The organism is Burkholderia sp. Bp8991 (assembly GCF_003853795.1).
Classification (GTDB): domain Bacteria; phylum Pseudomonadota; class Gammaproteobacteria; order Burkholderiales; family Burkholderiaceae; genus Burkholderia.
In genome coordinates this window covers 68991-87641 of sequence record NZ_QTQJ01000027.1, presented here as the reverse complement: position 1 = coordinate 87641, position 18651 = coordinate 68991, and the positions used below count along the sequence as shown (strand labels likewise).

The window sequence follows — 18651 nt, the reverse complement described above, 5'->3', positions numbered from 1 at the left end:
TATAAAACGGATTGCGCAATGAATCATTGAAAACGGCGCATGAATGTCAATGCGCGGTAATGCGATTTACACTGGAAATTAAAATCATTCCCGAATCGAAAAGAATGCGGAAAGTGTGGGTTATCCCACACTTCTCCCTCGTCAGGTGTGAGCGCCGTGACGGCGTGCACGTCCGAGACGGGTGCTAGTGCGCCGATGCCGTGGCCCGGCCCGCGTCGAGCGATGCGGCCCGCAATGCGTCCGCCGGATCCGGGAAGTCGCGTTGCCGCAATTGCGCGAGCCGCGCATCGCGCGCGTCGGGCGCAAGCGGCTGCGCGTCGAGCCGGTCGCGTTCGGCCGCGTAATCGCGATAGCGTGCCCGCCACGCATCGTCGCCCTGCTGCATCCGCTCGACGCGCGCGGCGACTTCGGCGCCGAGCTGCGCACGCAGCGCATCGGGCGTCGCGCGCTGGCCGTCGAGCCGCGCGAGCGTTGCAAGCGCATCGCGTTGGCGCGCCGCGCGCTCGCGTGCGTCGCGCTCGTCCGGCGGCAACGCCTGATCGAGTGCGGCGAGGCGTGCGCGCTTCTGCGCGTCGTCGAGCGTCGGATCGCGCGCGATCCTGATCCGGTCGAGATCGCCGCGCTGCCGCCGCAATTCCGCGTCGAAGAACGGCGCGCTCCAGTCGCCGAGCCAGCGGCGCGCGAGCGCCGCACGCCGCTCGAGTTCGCCTGCGATGCCGTCCGGATCGAGACCGGCGCCTGCCGGCAGCGCGCCCGGCAGCGTGTCGAACGCGGCGATGCACGCGCGATAGCGCGGCCACAGATCGAGCGCATCGCGGCGGGCCGGCTCGCCGATCGGCTGCGATGCGATTTCGTGCGCGACCAGCGCATCGAGCGCCGCGGGCGTCAGGTCATGCTGCGCAAGCAAAAAGTAATCGAAGAATTCCCGCACCGCATGCGCGTGCGCGAGGCGCCCGCCGGGCCCGACCGGCAGGCGCGGCGCACGCGCGCCCGCGAGCGATGCCGGCAGCGTGACATCCGACACGGCAAGCACCGGCCGCGGCACCGCCGCACCGCTCGGCGCGGCGTGGCCGGGCGGCGCGGTATCCGTGGCGGCCACGGCAGCCGTCGACGCAGCCTGACGACCGAACGCGTGCCAAACGGCGGCCGCGGCGATCGCCCCGGTCGCGCCGTACAACACCGCGCGGGACAGCATGGTCCGGACCTCCATCGCTCAGACGCCCTGCTGCTTCAGCCGGTTTGCCTGCACGCGCAGCGCGGCGACCGGGTCTTCCGCATAGGCGCCGCGAACGCCGAGCAGCTGGTTGATCGCGTCGAAGTGATTCCAGCGATAGCGCGTCGAAATCACCGTGCCGAACCGCGCACTGCAGGTCGACGTGAAACCGTCGTTCGGGCCGGCGCCGGCCAGCGCCATGACGTTGCCGGCCGTCAGGAACACGAGCGTCGACGGATCCAGCACGTTCGCCGGATCGATGACCGGAATCACGCTGGTGTCGACCGCGCCGGTCACGATGCCGAGCAGCGATACCGGCTGATACGCGGCCCCGCTCCACGAGTACAGCAGATGCACGTTGCCGCCGATCGTCTCGACCGGTGCGCCGGTGCCGCACGCGCCGGCGCCGAGCCCCGGGCTCGGGAACAGCTGGTTGAACTGCGCGGCATGGGGCGTGCTCAGCGCGTTGAGCGCCGCGATCGCATCCTGGTTCGTGTTGTGCGTGTCGCTGGTGAGGATCCCGAACAGGTTCAGCAGCGCACCGAATATCGGCGTCGACAGGCCGGTCGGGTCGAGCTTCAGCGCGCCCAGCACGAAATCGGCGAACTGCGAGCCGCGGTGCGGCGTCGCGATCGTCGTGACCGACGCGACGAGCGAGGGCGCGACCGACGCCACGTAGCGCGACGTCAGCCCGCCCTGGCTGTGGCCGATCAGGTTCACCCTGGCCGCGCCCGTGACCGCGAGCACCTGCTTGACGTAGGCCAGCAACTGTTCGCCGCGCCCGTTCGGGCCGAGGTCGCCCTGGAAACCGGACAGGTCGGCGACGTAGACGGTCGCGCCATGCCGCTGAAGATCGGCCTGGATGCCGTACCAGTACGGCAGGATGCCGAAATAGTCGTCGGTCCCGGTCAACCCGTGCACGAGGACGATCGGATAGCGGGTCGCCGCGTAGTCGTCGACGGCCGTCTGCGCGCCGGCCTGCGCCGGGCCCAGCAGGACCCACGCGAGCAGCGCGATACGGGCGATGAGCCGTGCGTACCCGAGCGATACGCGTCGCGCCGCCACGGCGTGCAGGAACGCTGCCGCGATGCCCCGCACGGCCGCATCGGCGCGACGACGCGGCGCGATGCGCTGGTCGATGTCGAAGTCATGCATTCGCGTGCTCCCATGCGGCATGCGCGGCCATGCGCCGCTGCCATGCGATGAACAGCGGCGCGCCGACGACTTCGAGCGCCGTGAAGCCGACGAACGGCGGCCACGGCAGCCCGAGCGCCGCGAGCGAAATCAGCCGCCCGATACCGCCGAGAAAGATCATCATCCACAGCGTCGCGAACAGCCGCCCCTGATGCTCGATGCGCGGGATCACCGAAAACGCCGCGAGCCCGAGCCCGAGCCAGACGCCCGCATAGAAACGCAGGTTGCCGTCCAGCGTCGCGTCGGCCGGCAGCGCGATGCCGAGCGACGCGTACAGCGGATCATGGATGCCCATCATGCCGAGCACTCCGGTGATCGTCGGAACCAGCGCAAGCACGGCGGTCGCCGCCTGAAGCGCGCGTTTGCTCATTCGAATTCTCCTTGCGTCATCGATAAAAAATGCCCAGCACCTGAACGCTCGTCGACTCCGGCATCGCGCCGAAGCGGCTCCACGACGGCCCACCCTGATGCAGCCATTGCAGCGCGACGTCGAAGCGGTCGAAACGCCGACGCAACTCGAGCCAGTATTGCCGGCCGCCGCCGAGATCGGCCTGCACGAAGCCCGACAGGTCGAGGCGACGCACGCCGACATTTCGCCACGCCGCCATCACGAACATGCCGTGACGGGTTTGCAGTTCCTGCGCGGCAATCGAGGTCTGCACCGCACGGCCCCATGCGAGCGGGTTCGCGCGCTGCAACGACCGCCATTGGGCCGCGTTTGCGCCGCCGCCGTTGCTCTGGAATTCGGCGGTCAGCGACAGGTCGACCGGCAGCGTCCACGTCGCGCCCGCCGACGAACTGGTGCGGAACGCACGATCGTCGGCCGCGCCGGTGGCACGCGCGATCAGCGAGCGCCGGTAGCCGCCCGTCCACTCGAGGTACGCGACCACCGAGTTGCCGAGCAGCACGCTCAGATTCTGGCCGAACTGCGGCGCCTGCCCGCTTTCGCCGTAGACGATCCATTGCGGCTGGATCGCCGCGGTGAGCCGCTGGCTCGCGACGAGCATCCAGCGGTCGACGCCGTTGGTGCGCTGCAGGTCGGTCGACGCGGCCGGATCGCCCGGCAGGCTGCGGCGCTCGAGCCGCGGCGACAGCAGCGCCGCGAGCGAGCCCGAGTCCCACACCTGTTGTGCGCGCAGCCCGACCGTGCCGAGCCGGTTCGTGTGCCGGCTGTCCGGATCGGGCGGCACGTCGAGACTCACCGCCCCGGCCCGGAAGAAGTCGGTCGGGTTGTAGCCGATCGCCGCGCCGAGCCGCTCGTTCACGCGCCCCGCGTCGACGACGAACGCGGGCGACGCGCGCCAGCTCGCATACGCTTCCTTCACGAGCGTCACGTCGCGCGACGACGTGCGCGACGTGCCGAGCGGATCGAAACGGTCGAAGCGCATCGAGAAATGCGCGGCGAACGACGGCGTCAGCCACTGGCCGTATTCGAACTCGATCGACAGCTGGTTGCGGCCGGCCTCGCCGCCGTCGCGATAGCGGCTCGTGCGCAGCGCGTCCTGCACGTTCAGCTTCCACGGCTTCGCGGTGTCGGCGGGCGTCGCGGCCGGCTGGTCGGCCAGCGCGAGCGCCGCGGCATCGGCCGCGTCGACGCCGGCCGTGCCATCCGCCGCACCCGCTCCACCCGCTCCACCCGCATCCGCTGCACGCACGAGCGCAGGCAGCAGCACGAACGCGAGCGCCGCGATCCGGCCTCGGCGCCGCGCCGTCATTGCGCCTGGAAGCGGGACAGGTAGTCGCGCTGCAGCCATGCATCGGGAATGTCGCGCCACGCGTAGTCGGAGAAGCGCATGACCGTGACCCAGTTGCTGTCGAGCCCGTCGACGATGACGGTCTCGGTCGGCCGCTCGACGCCCAGCTGCATCGTGTAGCGGCGATAGAACGCGGTCTTCAGCAGCCGGTCGCTTTCCGAATAGAAGCGTGCCTTCAGCGGCCGGTTGTTCGCCGCGTCGATCCAGATCTCGATGCGCCGGTACGTGAGCCCGTCGCCGTGGCCGGCGAGCGCGAGCCGGTACGCGCGACGGGTCTGCCGGTCGCCGTCGACGATGTCCTCGACGCCCTTCAGCGCGGCCGTATAGTCGTGCGCGAGATTGACCGTCACGACGTCGCCGTTGGCGGCCTGGCCGAGCAGCCGCTGGTCCGGCGAGATCCGCACGCTGGCCTGGTTCGCCGGATCGTAGAACCACAGGTCGTTGCCGTTCTTCAGCATCAGCTTGCCCGTGTCGCGCGCCGGCGCGACGAAGCGCACCAGCGTGCGGAACGCACCGCCGGGCGCGTCGGGCTTCGAATGGATCGACAGCGTATTGCCGTCGACCTGCTTGCCGGACCGGTACTCGACGAGCGTCGCGGTCAACACGAACGATTTCTCCGGCGTGCGGATCGCGTCGCTCGCGGCGAGCACCTTCTGCGGATCGGGCGCCGGCTGCGCAGGCGCGACGCCGGCCAGGAACGAAAGACTCAGACAGCATGAAACGAACAGGCGACGCACGGGCGCTCTCCCGAAAGTGAAGTGAACGAAAAACGCGGCAATCGGGCGACCTCACACGTGCCGCAGCGCATCGACGATCGACAGCCGCGCCGCATGCCGCGACGGCAGCCACGCGGACAGCCCGGCCACGCACGCGAGCCCGGCGAACGTGACGGCGATGGTTCGCCACTCGCCCCACACGCGCACCGTCAGCGCGACGGCGTCGATCCGCGCGGGCGGCGTCCAGGCCAGCCCGCTGCGATTGACGATCGCGGCAATGGCGAGCGCGACCAGCACGCCGAGCGACGCGCCGGCCACGCCGAGCAGCGCGCCCTCGCAGACGAACAGCGCCTGGATGCCGCCGCGCCGCATGCCCATCGCGCGCAGCGTGCCGATCTCGACGGTGCGCTCGATGATCGCGGTGCTCATCGTGTTGCTGATCACGAACAGCACGATCGCGCTGATCAGCACGAACACGAAACCGAAGATCACCGAGAACATCCGGTTGGTCTGGTCGTAGAACGGGTTCAGCGTCGCGAAATCGACGACGTCGAGCGCCTGCCCGTCGAAGCCGCCGTGCAGCAGCTGTTCGATGCGCGCGCGCGCCGCCGGCAGGTCGGCCGTGCGCGCGAGCTGGATCTCGATCGCGGTCGCGCGCGGCGCGGCGCCGCCGTAGACGAGCCGCTGCGCCTGCGGCAGTTGCACCGCGAGATACACGTCGTCGAGTTCCTTCACGCCCTGCTGGTCCGCCTTCACGACCGAGAAGCGGCCGACGTTCGGCGCGCCGCCCGCGCTCGCGGTCAGCACTTCGACATGGGGCGCGCCGTCGGCGGCCGGCCGCGTTCCGGCCTCGGCCTGTGCGAGCGCGAGCACGTCGGGCGGCGCGGTCGCGGCCGGGCCGTCGGCAGGCGGCTCGGCCGGGGCCGGCGGCGCATCGCGGCAATCCGGCACGCGCAGCGGGCCGCACAGGTGCAGCACGCGCGCGACGCCGAGGCCGACGATCGCCGCGTCGCCGGCGCTGCCGCGCAACGCGAATGTGCGCGGCTGCAGCGGGAACCCGTAGGCGTTCCATTGCTGCATCCGGTACTGGTCGTCCGCAATCGCGCCGAAGCCCATCACGGTGCGCGACACGCCGGCCGCGAAATTGCCGGCGATCCCGCCGAACTGCAGCGTCGGCGTGACGACCTGCAGCAGCGGCGCGAGCTGCGGGTCGTGCCGCAATCGTTCGATCAGCGCCGGGTAGCCGCGAATCCCGTACGCGGCCGGGTCGCCCGTGCCGTACAGGAAATAGCCCTGCCGCTGGATCTGCAGGTGGCCGCTGCGCTGCACGAAGTCGGTCTGCAGGCCGAGCGTGATGTCGCGGCTGAAGCCGCCGAACAACAGGATCGCGCTGACGCCGACGATCATCGCGAGCAGCGTGGTGAGCGAGCGCCGGCGGTTGCGCTGCAGGTTGCGCAGCGCGAGCATCAGCGTATGGGTCATCGGTACACCTCCTGCGTCGCCGTGTCGTCGCCGGCCCGCTCGTGGCCGACGATGCGGCCGTCGAGAATCCGGATCACGGCGTCGGCCACCTTCACCACCTCCGGATCGTGCGACGACACGATGAACGACACGTCGCGCTCGCGCTGGATCGCGCGCATCAACGCGATGATCGCGTGCCCGGTCGCGCTGTCGAGGTTCGCGGTGGGTTCGTCCGCGAGGACCATCGCGGGCTCGGCCGCGAGCGCACGCGCGATCGCGACGCGCTGGCGCTGGCCGCCCGACAGCTGGCTCGGCCGGTGCCGCGCCTTGTCGGCCAGGCCGACCGCGTCGAGCAGGTCGCGCACCCGCGCCGCGCGCCGCGCGGGTAACCAGCCCGCCATCAGCAGCGGATACTCGACGTTCTCGTACGCGGACAGCACCGGCAGCAGGTTGAAGGTCTGGAACACGTGGCCGACATGGCGCGCGCGAAAATCCGACAGCGCATCGTCCGACAGCGACGCCGTGTCGTGACCGGCGATCATCACGCGCCCGCTGTCGGGGCGGTCGATGCAGCCGATCAGGTTCAGCAGCGTCGTCTTGCCGCTGCCCGACGGGCCGCTCAGCACGGTGAAGCGGCCCGCGTCGAGCGTCGCCGACACGTCGGCGAGCCCGGTCACGCGCACGCTGTCGAGCAGGTAGGTCTTCGACAGGTGTTCGACATGCACGAGGCTCACGACGCACCTCCCGCGCGCACCGCGTGCGCCGGCGCCACCTTCGATGCGTCCGCGCCCGCGCCGCCGGGCAAGGCCGGCAACCCGCGTATCAGCCGCCGCAGCTGCAGCCGATATGCGAAATGCTCGACCTCGATCACGTGCCGCGGCGTGCGATGGAACGCGATGCCGCCGCTCCAGTCAGAGCGGCCGCGCCGGATCAGCCGGTCGATGCGCGCGGCCTTGCGCGGCGCCGCGTCGCGCGCATGCAGATAGCGGGCGAGCAGTTGCGCCTGGTAGTCCATCAACGGCCAGTTGCCGGTCGAGGTCTGGAACAGCCCGATGAAGAACAGGTCGCGATGCTGCGCGTCGAACAGGTTCAGGTACAGCGACGGCTGCGGCTTGCGCCATTGCAGGTGCGCCTGGTCGATGAACGGAAAGCTCGGCTGGTAGCCGGTCGCGTACACGATCACGTCGATCGCCTCCTCGCTGCCGTCGACGAACACGACGCGATCGCCCTTCAGTTCGCGCACGTCCGGCCGCGCGGCGAGGTCGCCATGGCCGAGGTGATAGAACAGCGTCGAATTGATGATGAAATGCGATTCGAACAGCTTGTGGTCCGGCTTGCGCAGCCCGTAGTGTTCGGGTTGCCCGGCCGTCGTCAGGCGCAGCAGCCGTTCGCCGAAAAAGCGCCGCGCCCACAGCGGCATGCGCAGCCGCAGCGGCCATTCCGCCCACTCGTCCGCTGGCATCCCGAACAGGAATTTGGGCCAGTAGTAGTACCCGCGGCGCGTGCTGTGGAAGACCGCGCGCGCACGATGCGAAGCCTCGACCGCGATGTCGCAGCCGGAATTGCCGGCGCCGACCACGAGCACGCGCTTGCCGTCGAAGATCTCCGGCGTGCGGTACTGCGACGAATGCAGCTGCAGCCCGTCGAACCGCCCCGGATAGTCGGGCAGTTGCGGATGCGACAGGTGGCCGTTGCAGACGATCACGCCGCGATAGGTCCGCACCTCGCCGCGATCCAGTTCCACGCGCCACTGCGTGCCGCCCTGCACCGGTGCGATCTCGAGCACCGAGCGGCCGAACTCGATCCGGTCGTACACGCCGAAGCGCCGCGCGTACGCGCGCAGATACGCGAGTGCCTGGTCGCCGCGTGCATAGGTCGGATAGTCGTCGGGAATCGGAAAGTCGGTGTACTCGGAAAACCGCTTCGAGCTGATCATGTGGATCGAGCGATACACCGCGCCGCTCGGGCGGCCGTAGTACCAGTTGCCGCCGACGTCGTCCTCGCGCTCGATCACGTCGAAGCCGATGCCGGCCGCGAGCAGGTTCTTCGCGGCGGTGATGCCCGCCGCGCCCGCGCCGATGATGCAGTACCGCGCGCCGTCGTTGCGCTCCGTCATGGTGAACCTCCTCTTCCCGTTCAAGTAGCCGACGCCGTCACGGCTTGCGTGTCGGTCGCGCCGGCGAGCCGCGCGTCGTACAGGTCTGCGATCGATGCGCCCGCGCGATCCGCGATCGCGAAGCGATCGTCCGGATAGCGCAGCAGCATGTCGGCGTCGCCCGCGTGCGCGGAGCCGAACACGATGCGGCCGATGCGCCATGCGTGCGGCGGCTCGCCGTCGGCGGGCCACGCGCCGAGCAGCACGCGCAGCACGTTTTCCAGGTGATTGACCGGCAGCCACAGCTGCGGACACGGCACGCACCCTGCATCACCCTGCACACCCTGTACACCCCACAGCGCGGCGGGGTCGGCGGCCTTCGCCTGAGCGATGCCGCCGCTCCATCGGGCCTCGGGCAACAAGTCGTCGCGCCAGCTCGCGCGTGCGGACCGCCGGGCCGGGCCGTCGTCCGTCTCGCGCGGCAGCGCGACGGTCGTGCCGCCGGGTGGATGACTGCGGTACACGAACGTCGCATCGAGCAGCACGCGGGCGGCAAGCGACGCGCAGCGCACCGTCACGTGCCAGCCGTCGTCCACCGTGCGGCCGCTCACGTCGGTGTCGAGCGCGAGATCGCCATGGCCGTCGAGCGCGTCGGCGAGCGCGTCGAGCGCGATCGTGATGTCGACGGCTTCCTGCAGGCAGGCCCGCTCGCCGCCGGGCGGCGCGACCCAGTCGGCCACGACGCGCGCGTGCTCGAGCAGCAGCGACGCCGGCACGGCCGCGCGGCCGTCGACGCGGAAGGCATGCGTGTACGGTGCGCCGGCCGTGCGATAGCGCGTCGAGAAGCAAGCGAACGGCCGGAAGCGTCGCGGCGCGCCCGCGTGATGCCGGCGCGTCGCGAGTTCGCCGAGGTTCGGCAAGCCTTCCACCGCGTCGAACCCGCGCAGCTGGATCGGCGTCAGTGCGCGGCCGACCGCGCCCATGTACATCGGCTCGCCGCTGTTGGATGTCGCTGGATTCGCTGGATTCGCGAGTTCCGCGAGCCAGTGGCGCACGCCTTCGTCGATTCGCATCGGCGTTACGTAGCGCCGCGTGACGGCGAGGTTCGTGATCATCCCGACGCCGTCCCAGGTCGGCCACGCGATCGTCTTCACGACGCGCTCGCCGGCGTCGCGCCGCGCCCACCAGCCGAGCCGCGCCAGCGCCTCGTTCGCGGCCGCATAGTCGGTCTCGCCTGTCATTCCGCCCCAGCGGCCGGTCAGCGAGCCGACGTTGACGAAACAGTCGACGCGCGGCCGGTTGCGCACCGCCGCGTAGAGATTGAGAAAGCCGAGCACCTTCACGCGCGCGATGCCGATGAACTCGTCGGCGCGCTTGCGCGGCAAGCGCACCGGCTGATCGATGCCCGCGTTGTGGATCACGGCGCGCAGCCGGTCGCCGAATGCGTCGCACAGCGTGCGCACGGCATCCGCGTCGGTCACGTCGCATACGCGGTAGTGCACCGGCAGGCCGAGCGCGGCCACGGCGTCGAGCGACGCCTTCAGGTCGCGCCGGCGTTCGAGCTGCCGCAGCGCATCCCGGATCGCCTTCGGCGATCGCCCGGGCGTCGCCTGGCGCAGTTGCTCGAGCCCGTAGCGCTTGAAGCCCGCGTCGTCGAGCGCGAGCCACGGCTCGTCGCCGGCGGGCAACGCATCGCGCCCGGTGACGACCACCGTGCAGCGATGGCGTTTTGCCAGCGCGCACGCGGCCAGGAAACCGATGCCGCGCGCGCCGCCCGAGAACAGCACGACGTCGTCGCGCGCCCAGTCGGGCGCCGCGTCGGCCGGCAGATCGTCGCGGGTCGCGACGAGCGTATGGCGGCGTCCGCCGCGGTGGCCGACCTCGAAGCGTCCCCAGCGGTACAGTTCGCGCGCGACCAGCTGGTCGACGCGCCCCGTTTCGTCGGGCGCGATGTCGAGCACGCGCACGTTGCAGTTCGGCAGTTCCTGCGGCAGCGTCTTCGCGAGGCCGGCCCACAGTCCGCCGAGCGGCTGCACGAGCGGGCCGTGGCCATGGCCCATCAGGCCGTCCTGCCAGGTGAGCGCCAGATAGAACAGCCGCGACGTCGATTCTTCCTGCGACCAGTCGCCGTAGCACGCCTGCAGCAGTGCGACCGTACGGCGCAGCGGCGCTTCCCATTGATCGCGCGCGTCGAGCGAGAACTGCGCTTCGATGCCGAGATCGACGATCCCGTCGAACGGCCCCGACTGCGCGGCGAACGCGCTCGCGGCGGCTGCCGGATCGACGCCGTCGGCCGGCGCGAACACGCCCGGTTTCGCACAGGCGCGCGTGAGCGTCGCCACCACGCGCTCGACCGTGCGACCGCGGCCGTTGACGATCGCGATCCGCTTGCCGCTCAGCTCGGCCGCCGGCAGGTCGGGCAGCGGCTCGATCTCGACCGGCCGCCAGGTGAAGCGGTGCGTCGGCGTGGCGTCGGTACGCTGAGGCGCGTCGTCCGCGATCGCGTCGCGTTGCAGAAAGGCCAGCACGTCCGGCGCCAGCGTAGGGCCGGCGGAATGAACGGGCGTGGGTGATGCCGCGCTCGCCGGTTGCTCGGCACCGGGTGTCGGTGTCGGTGTCGGTGTCGGTGTCGGTGTCGGTGTCGGCGTTGGCGTTGGCGTTGGCGTTGGCGTTGGCGACAGCGATGGTGACGGCAACGGCAACGACGTAGCCCCCAGCGCTTGCGTGCCCGTAAACGGACACACCGATGTCCTGACAGCCGGCGCGCTTGCATCCCCCCCCGCCTGCCCCGCGGACACCCGCTCGCGCAAGCGCGGCTTCGCGGTCAACCGGATCCCGTCGCGCGGACGCAGCGAGATCGTCGCGCCGGTGTCGAGCGAATGACCAGGCACCGCGCTCAGGTCGACATGCTGCGCCACCACCGCGATCAGCACGCGCATCTGCAGCAACGCGGTCTGATAGCCGATGCATTTGCGCATCCCGCCGCCGAACGGAAAGTACGCGTACCTGTGGCGCTCCGGCGCATGCGATCCGAAGTTCTCCGGATCGAACGCGTCGGGGTTCGCCCACAGCGCCGGATGACGATGCGTGACGTACGGCGACATGAACACCGACGAGCCGGCCGGCACGTGATAACCGCCGATCTCGTCGTCGTCGACCAGATCGCGCGTGAAGCCCCAGATCGGCGGGTACAGGCGCAGGATCTCGTCGACGGTCTGCGCGAGGTACGGCAGGCGTTCGAGATCCGCCGCATCGGGCGCGCGGCCGCCGAGCACCGCATCGAGCTCCTCGCGCAAACGGCGCAACACCTGCGGATGCTGCGCGAGCGCATAGAGCCCCCACGCCATCCCGCTGCCGGTGGTTTCGTGGCCGGCGAGAAACACGGTCATCACCTCGTCGTGCACCTCGCGCTCGGTCAGCGGCGCGCCCGTGTCCGGGTCGCGCGCGGCGAGCAGCAGCGAGATCACGTCGCTCGTGTCGCAGCGCCCCGCGCGATGCTCGGTGACGATCGCGTCCACGATCGTGTCGATCCCGCGGCGTGCGTGCGCGATCCGGCGATTGAACGGCGTCGGCATCCAGCGCGGCACGAAATCGTTCAGGTTGCCCTGCGGCATCATCGCCGCGATGCCGAAGCGCACGGCCGGCCCGACGTCGTCCGCATGCCGCGAGATGTCCGCGTTGAACAGCATCAGCCCGAGCATGCGCAGGCTCACGCGCATCATTTCCTCGACGGCGTCGAACGGCGCATGCGCCGGCCGCTTCAGCCACGCCTCGACGAGCGCGAGCGCCGCAGCGCCGACCGCGGCCGTGTGCAACTCGACCTGCTTGCGGTGAAACAGCGGCTGCACCACGCGACGGTGACGCCGCCAGAATTCGCCGTCGGTCGTCAGCAGGCCGTCGCCGAAGAACATCTTGAAGTTGTCGTAGAAGCGGCCGCGCACGTAGTTGCGGTGGTTGTCCTGCAGCACGTGCTGCACGCCGTCGGGATGCGCGAGCGCGTGCGTGAGGAACGGGCCGAGACGGTTGCGCGCGATGTCACCGTACTGCTGCTGCAGCTTCAGCAGCATCGTGACGGGATTGCGCTTGTACGCCGCGAGGTTGCCCATCACGACGCTGCCGCGCGGGCCGGGCGCGAGTCGCTTCATGCTCATGCGGACACCTGTTCGGAAGGCGCGCGCCCGGCCAGTTGCGCGTCGATCTCGCCGCGCGCGGCGAACGCGCCGGTCACGCGATGCACGTAGCCGATCACGATGCCCGTCACGTCGCGCATCTGCATCAGGATCCTGCCGTCCGGGCGCACCGCGACGAACCGGTTGCCGCTGCTCGCCGGCCCTTCCAGCGCGAACGCGCGCGGGCTCACGCGCAGCGCGATCGACGTGTGGCGGCTCGCCAGCTCGCAGTCGTTGCCGGCTTCGTAGATATCGATGCGGCCGATCGACATCGGCGCCGCGAGCGGAATGTAGTCGCCGGCGACGTGATCGAGCGCGGCCACGCGCGCGAGCCCGTCCAGCAGGATGCTCGGCACCACGAAGCGCGAGAACACCGGGTCGCCGTCCGGCACGTTCAGCCGGAAGCGCGCCTGCTTGCCCGCGTCGCTCATGCCGGTGTCGGTCGTCGACACGAACATGCCGGTCAGCCGCACCGGCGCCGCATCGAAGTGATACGGATCGGCGACGGGCGTGAACGTCGCCATTGCCGGTTCGTGCCACACCGGCGCCGGCGCGTAGGCGTCGGCCAGGCGCACGGTGATCTCGAAGTGCGGCTTGTCGCGCACGAGCACCTGCCCGCCCGGCGCCAGCACGTCGCCGGAAATCCGCACGCGCACGTGCACCGCGTCGCCGTCGCGCGACGCGATCCGCGCGTGGATGCGCTTCACGCTCGGCCGCTTCGCGTCGTACACACGCAGGAAGTGCAGGAATGCCGCGTCCGCGAAGCCGACGACCTTGAGCCCCGGCACGAGCCGCAGCGCGGCCTCGGCGGCCACTTCGGGCACGAAGGTTCCCGGCAGCGTCGGAAAGCCGTTGACGACGTGATGCTGCAGGTACGCGTCGCGCTCGAGGTCGAACACGCGCTCGAACGTCACGCTGTCGTCGGTCCGCGCGCGTTCCGCGCCGAGATAGAAATCGGGATCGCGCGACGCGGCGACGGCGGCCGGCGCGCCTTCGTCGAGGTCGAAGTAACCCGGCAGGTGCGTTTCGATCGCGCGTCGCTCGGCGTCGCCGAGATGCACGGACATCGCCGCGCGCTCGCCGAGCCCGAGTTCGCGCATGAAGTGATGCTGCCCCTCCGCGGTGCGCATGCTCGTGAACAGCCCGCTCTTCTCGAGAAACGCGCGCGTGACCGGGTTCGCGCCGAGCCCGACCGAGCGCCACAGCGTCCAGCCGATCGTGAATTCGTCGTGACCGAGCGCCGCGCGGTGATACGACGCCTGCGTGTTCAGGAAGTCGTTGCCCGACGCGTAGTCGGTTTCGCCCGCCTGCCCGGTCAGCCCGATGAACGAGCCGAAGTTGCACCACAAGCGCGGCTGCCGCGCGCCGAACGCGCGGCGCAGGTTCCAGTAGCCGCGTACCTTGATGTCGCGCACCGCGACGAAATCGTCCAGCGACTTCACGCGCACCGATGCCGAACGGTTCAGTCCGGCCGCGTTGACCAGCAGGTCGACGCGCGGCTCGCGCGCGAGAATCGTGTCGATGGCCGTCTTCACGCTGTCGGGGTCGAGCACGTCGGCGCGCAAGTAGGTCACGCGGTGCGCGCCGCAGAATGCGCGCATCGCCTCGATGTTCATGCAGGCCGTGCGCGCGTCGGCACGCCGCTCGAAGGCGCGGATGATCTCGGGCAACGACCGTTGCGGATGCAGCGCCTTCTGCTGGCGGATGTAGTCCGGACGGCTCTTCGCGAACGTTTCGTCATCCATAGCGAGCAGTTCCGCGTCGATCGCGTCCAGCGCGCTGCTGCCGATCAGGTACAGCGTCGGGCGCACCTGTGCGGCGAGCGTCTTCATCAGCTCGCCGGTGATCCCGCGCGCACCGCCGACCGCGACCACGACCGAATCCTGGCCGAGCGACAGCCGCTCGTCCGCGCGCAGTTCACCCGCGTCCGCGATCACGCGCGGCGTGCGGCGCCGTCCGGCGCCCAGCGCGACGACCGGCAGCCAGTGACGGGCGCCGCTTTCCCGCTCCGCGTCGCGCAGCGCGTCCGGCAGCGCGCGCGTATCGGTCAGCACGGCAACCGGGCGCGCTTCCGGCATCTCGATCGCCAGCGCCTTCACGAGGCCCGTGAACAGGCCGGCATCCGGATGCGGCACGTCGCCCGCGAGCGCGTCGAGCAGCAATACGATCAAGCTGCCGTCGCGCTCGAGTGCCGCATGGCAGCGCTTGATCGCGAGAAACGCCAGGTCGTGCAGCGCGAGCCGCGCGGACGCAGCCGGCGCTGCTGCGCCCGGTGCGAGCGTGCCGGCGTCGAGCGACGTGAGCACGCGCACGTGGCCGATGTCGTCGGGCAGGAAATCGAGCGCCGCCGCGTCGATCCGCTCGATCCAGTGCCAGCCCGGCCTGTGCGTGGCGAACGGCCGCGTCGACAGCACCACGCAGCCGGGGCCCGCGTCGGCGTGTGCGGCCTGTGCGGCCAGCGCGTCCGGCATGTCGGTCACGATCACGCAGCGCGGCGCGATGAACGGCGTCGACCGGCCCGCGGGCCGCCACGGCGCGTCGCGCCATTCGATCCGGTAACGCGCGACGCCGAGCGGCTCGCCGTCGGCCGCGACGCCGGTCCGGCGCAGCGGGCCGGGTATCAGGGTGCCGGGTTCAACGGGTGCGGTCGCCGCGGTTGTCGATGCGGCCGGTTCCGCGGTCGCGGCGGCCGGCGCCGTCGCATGGGCAGGCGGCACACGCAGCGCGTCGCGATGCGGCTCGTGCGGCGTGGTCCCGTGCGGGCCGGCCGGCTCACATGCAACGTGCAGCGCGTAGCGCGCGCGGTCGCCGCCGCCGTCACGCGTGAGCGTCGTACCGGCATCGCGCGCGACGATTGCGCGCAGCACGTCGATCGCCGAGTCGGCCCCCGCATACGTGACCGCGCGGCCCGTCGGATCGCACGGCGCAGCCGGTTCGACAGCAGCCCTCGCGTCGCCGCCGCCCACTACTGCGAGCACCGACAGCCCTTCGGCCTGCGCACGCCGCACCGTCGTGACGGCGAACAGCACGATGCCCTCCGCGAGCGGCAGCCCGAACGCGGGCCGCACCTCTTCCGCCGAGTTGCCGTTGATGCCGCCGACGATCGCCATGTCGAGTTCGCCGCTGCACAGGAAACGCTCGGCCGCCTCGAATGCCGCGAGCGTCGACGCGTGGCCCGCATCGACCGTCATGTTCATCCCGTGCAGGTCGTGATAGTTCGCGACGCGCGCCGGGATCACGTTCGGCATCATTCCCGGAAACGAATTCTCGGTCGTCGGCGCGACGAGTTGCTTCGTCGCCTCGCGCAAGCCGTCCAGCACGCGTTCGGTCGCCGCGCGATCGTCCGGCCGCGTCGCGTCGAGCACCGCGGCCGCGATGTCGTCGAGATAGCAGCGGCTCGCATAGAGCGCCGCATTGCGCGTGGGCCCCATGTGCCCCATCACGAGTCCGATCGTGTCCGCATGCGCGTGCCAGAACGTGCCGAGGCGTTCGCGCAGGTCGTGCGCGGCGTCGAGCGCCATCAGCTGGCAGCGATCGAGCGCGCGCAGCACCGCCGGCGGCATCTTCACGCGCGCGAAGCTCGGCAGCGGGTAGCCGGTTCCGAAGCTCGCGTCGGGCGCACGGCCTTCGCCTCGCAGCCACGCGGCGACCTGGGCGTCGCCGTCGAGGCCCGGAAACTTCGCGGACCAGCCGACGATCGCGAGCGGCTCGCGCTCGAACCGTCCGCTCGCCTCGCCGGCAGGCAGATCCGCGCGGTATTCCGACACGATCAGGTGACCGTTCGTACCGCCGAAGCCGAACCCGGACACCGCCGCGACGCGTGCCAATTCACGCCGGACCGGCCACGATACCGGCGCCACCGGAATCCGCAGGTTCGTGCCGGCGATGTCGAACTCAGGCGGCGGCTCGCTGAAGCGGTGCTGCGGCGGGATCACCTGATGGCGCAACCCGAGCAGCACCTGGATCACCGACACGACGCCGGCCGCCCACCCCGTATGCCCGACCAGCGACTTGTTCGACGTCACCTGCACCGGACGGTCGCGCCGGATCGCGTCGCGCAGGCTCTGGAATTCCGCGAGATCGCCGGCCGGCGTGCCCGTTGCATGCGCAACGACCCAGTCGACGTCGGCCGGCACCGTCGCGGTGCGCGCATACGCGCGGTCGATCGCGATGCGCTGGCCGGCCGAATTCGGCGCGTAGATCGCCTTGCCCTTGCCGTCGGACGACGAGCCGAACGATTTCAGCACGCCGAGGATGCGGTCGCCGTCCGCGCGCGCCCGCGCGACGCGCTTCAGGATCACGACGCCCGCGCCGTCCGCGAACAGCACGCCGTCGCAGTCGCGATCGAGCGGCCGCACCTCGCCGCTGCGCGACAGCCCGTGCAGCTTCGAGAACAGGACCGAGCCGCGCGGCGCGAGCGCGAAGGCGCCGCCGCACGCAACCACGTCCTGCTTGCCGAGCAGCAGCGCCTTGATCCCGAGATCGATCGAATACAGCGACGACGAACACGCGGTGTCGACCATCATGCATTGCGCGTCGTCCGGCAGCACGCCTTGCATCGCGTTCAGGCCGACCCGGTGCGGGAAGAACGACGCGAGATCGCCGGCGCCGCGCGCATAACGCGCGCTCAGCACCGCATCGATCGCGGCCACGCGCCGCTCGCGCTCGGCCGCGTCCACGCCTGCCTCGATCAGCACCGCGTTCAGGCGTTCGCGCGCGGCGGCCAGCACCATCCCCTCCTCGAGATGCTGGCTGCCGTCCGCCGTGTAGCCGACGAGGAACGCCACGCGATCGGCGTCACGCAGCGTCACGCCGTCGAGCGACTGGCACAGTGCGTGACGCAGCCACAGCGTCGTCAGCTCATGCGGCGCGGTACCCGCGTCGAGTTCGGCGCGCACCGTCGGGCACGGCTCGAACTGCTCGATGAAGACCGAGCGCGACTGATAGCTCTTGTCCTCGGCCGACGTGTCGGGCGAATAGAACGAGCGGTAATCCCAGCGATCCGGCGGCACGTTGCCGAACAGTTCGGGGCCGTCGAGCAGCGCGCGCCAGAACGCGTCCGGATCGCTCGCGCCAGGCAACGCGAGACCCATGCCGACCACGGCGATGTCGTCGCTGTCCGGCGCGTCGTCCGGTGGCGCGGCGGGACCATCGGCCCGCTGCGCGTTCACGGAGACGGGCGGCGCCGCGGCCGGCGCCGCCTCGCCCGCGCCCTCGGCACGCGCCGCGCCCGCCCATTCCGCGCGCGGCGACAACCCTTCGCTGCACAGCGACAGCCCGCCGTCCGCGACGACCACCTGCCCCGTGATCCAGCGCGCCGCATCCGACGCGAGAAACACGACGAGATCGGCGAGGTCCTCCGCGCGTGCGAGCCGCTTCAGCGGCGTCGCCGCGATGCTCGAGCGCTTCGTGTTCTCCGGGTCCGGAAACTGCGCGGCGACGTCGCCGTCGATCAGCGTCGACGACGCGCCGTTCACGCGAATGTCGCGCCCCGCGTACTCGACCGCGAGATAGCGCGTCAGCGATTCGAGCGCTGCCTTCGCGGTGCCGACGACCAGATAGTTCGCCGGCACGAGCGTCGCGCCCACCGACGACACGTTGACGATCGCGCCGCCGCCCGAGCGCGCCATCAACGCCGCGGCGCGGCGCGCGCACCAGAACGCGCCCTTCAGGTTGGTGTCGAGCGCGCGATCGAAATGCTCGGCGCCGATCTCGTCGACGCCCAGCAGCGCGCCGGACGCCGCATTGTTGACGAGCACGTCGAGCCGGCCGTAGCGCCGTTCGATCTCGTCGAACATCCGGTCGACCTGCGCCTGCTGCGCGACCGACGCACGGATCACGTCGACCGTCGCGCCGAGCGCGCGCAGTTCGTCGGCCGTCTGCTTCGACGCGTCGAGCGAGTGGAAGAAATTCAGGATCACGTGCGCGCCCTGCTCGGCGAAACGCCTGCAGATGGCCTTGCCCACGTTTTTCGCACCGCCCGTCACGAGAACGAGCTTGCCGCGCATGCTGGTAGTCGCCATGGATCACCTGCCTATCGAGAACTTGT

General features: G+C 70.8%; 10 protein-coding genes. All 10 read right to left on the bottom strand.

Annotation, left to right across the window (positions count from 1 at the left end; translation table 11 throughout):
- Positions 1 to 184: 184 nt before the first annotated feature.
- From DIE02_RS26490 to DIE02_RS26445, 10 genes are read right to left on the bottom strand one after another with little or no spacing between them, the layout of a single operon-like run.
- Positions 185 to 1195, bottom strand: a complete 1011-nt coding sequence (locus DIE02_RS26490; RefSeq protein ID WP_260426338.1) for a lipase secretion chaperone — start codon at positions 1193 to 1195, stop codon at positions 185 to 187.
- Between the two features lie 18 nt (positions 1196 to 1213).
- Positions 1214 to 2368, bottom strand: coding sequence for a triacylglycerol lipase (locus DIE02_RS26485; RefSeq protein WP_260427387.1), 1155 nt, complete (start codon positions 2366 to 2368; stop codon positions 1214 to 1216).
- Positions 2361 to 2777: a DUF4345 domain-containing protein gene (locus tag DIE02_RS26480; RefSeq protein ID WP_124487615.1), complete on the bottom strand. Its 417-nt coding sequence runs from the start codon at positions 2775 to 2777 to the stop codon at positions 2361 to 2363. The genes DIE02_RS26485 and DIE02_RS26480 overlap by 8 nt, the downstream gene beginning before the upstream one ends.
- Positions 2778 to 2793: 16 nt before the next feature.
- The gene (locus tag DIE02_RS26475) at positions 2794 to 4098 is read right to left on the bottom strand and encodes a hypothetical protein (protein WP_409362238.1); all 1305 of its coding nucleotides are present in this window, start codon (positions 4096 to 4098) and stop codon (positions 2794 to 2796) included.
- 20 nt (positions 4099 to 4118) lie between these two features.
- Positions 4119 to 4898, bottom strand: coding sequence for an outer membrane lipoprotein-sorting protein (locus tag DIE02_RS26470; protein ID WP_124487613.1), 780 nt, complete (start codon positions 4896 to 4898; stop codon positions 4119 to 4121).
- A 51-nt stretch (positions 4899 to 4949) separates the two neighbouring features.
- The gene (locus tag DIE02_RS26465; RefSeq protein WP_124487612.1) at positions 4950 to 6359 is read right to left on the bottom strand and encodes an ABC transporter permease; all 1410 of its coding nucleotides are present in this window, start codon (positions 6357 to 6359) and stop codon (positions 4950 to 4952) included.
- Positions 6356 to 7072, bottom strand: coding sequence for an ABC transporter ATP-binding protein (locus tag DIE02_RS26460; RefSeq protein ID WP_124487611.1), 717 nt, complete (start codon positions 7070 to 7072; stop codon positions 6356 to 6358). Before DIE02_RS26460 ends, DIE02_RS26465 begins: the two co-directional genes overlap by 4 nt.
- Positions 7069 to 8454, bottom strand: a complete 1386-nt coding sequence (locus DIE02_RS26455) for an NAD(P)/FAD-dependent oxidoreductase (RefSeq protein ID WP_124487610.1) — start codon at positions 8452 to 8454, stop codon at positions 7069 to 7071. Before DIE02_RS26455 ends, DIE02_RS26460 begins: the two co-directional genes overlap by 4 nt.
- A 20-nt stretch (positions 8455 to 8474) precedes the next feature.
- Positions 8475 to 12584 carry a cytochrome P450 gene (locus DIE02_RS26450; RefSeq protein WP_124529829.1) on the bottom strand — a complete coding sequence of 1370 codons (4110 nt, stop codon included), beginning with the start codon at positions 12582 to 12584 and terminating at the stop codon, positions 8475 to 8477.
- Entirely contained in the window at positions 12581 to 18625 is a 6045-nt protein-coding gene (locus DIE02_RS26445; RefSeq protein WP_124529827.1) for an SDR family oxidoreductase, read from the bottom strand. Before DIE02_RS26445 ends, DIE02_RS26450 begins: the two co-directional genes overlap by 4 nt.
- Between the last annotated feature and the right edge of the window lie 26 nt (positions 18626 to 18651).

Coding starts and splice junctions, on each gene's coding strand:
- DIE02_RS26490 (WP_260426338.1), bottom strand. CDS start 1,195: ATGCTGTCCCGCGCGGTGTTGTACGGCGCGACCGGGGCGATCGCCGCG.
- DIE02_RS26485 (WP_260427387.1), bottom strand. CDS start 2,368: ATGCATGACTTCGACATCGACCAGCGCATCGCGCCGCGTCGTCGCGCC.
- DIE02_RS26480 (WP_124487615.1), bottom strand. CDS start 2,777: ATGAGCAAACGCGCGCTTCAGGCGGCGACCGCCGTGCTTGCGCTGGTT.
- DIE02_RS26465 (WP_124487612.1), bottom strand. CDS start 6,359: ATGACCCATACGCTGATGCTCGCGCTGCGCAACCTGCAGCGCAACCGC.
- DIE02_RS26455 (WP_124487610.1), bottom strand. CDS start 8,454: ATGACGGAGCGCAACGACGGCGCGCGGTACTGCATCATCGGCGCGGGC.
- DIE02_RS26450 (WP_124529829.1), bottom strand. CDS start 12,584: ATGAGCATGAAGCGACTCGCGCCCGGCCCGCGCGGCAGCGTCGTGATG.
- DIE02_RS26445 (WP_124529827.1), bottom strand. CDS start 18,625: ATGGCGACTACCAGCATGCGCGGCAAGCTCGTTCTCGTGACGGGCGGT.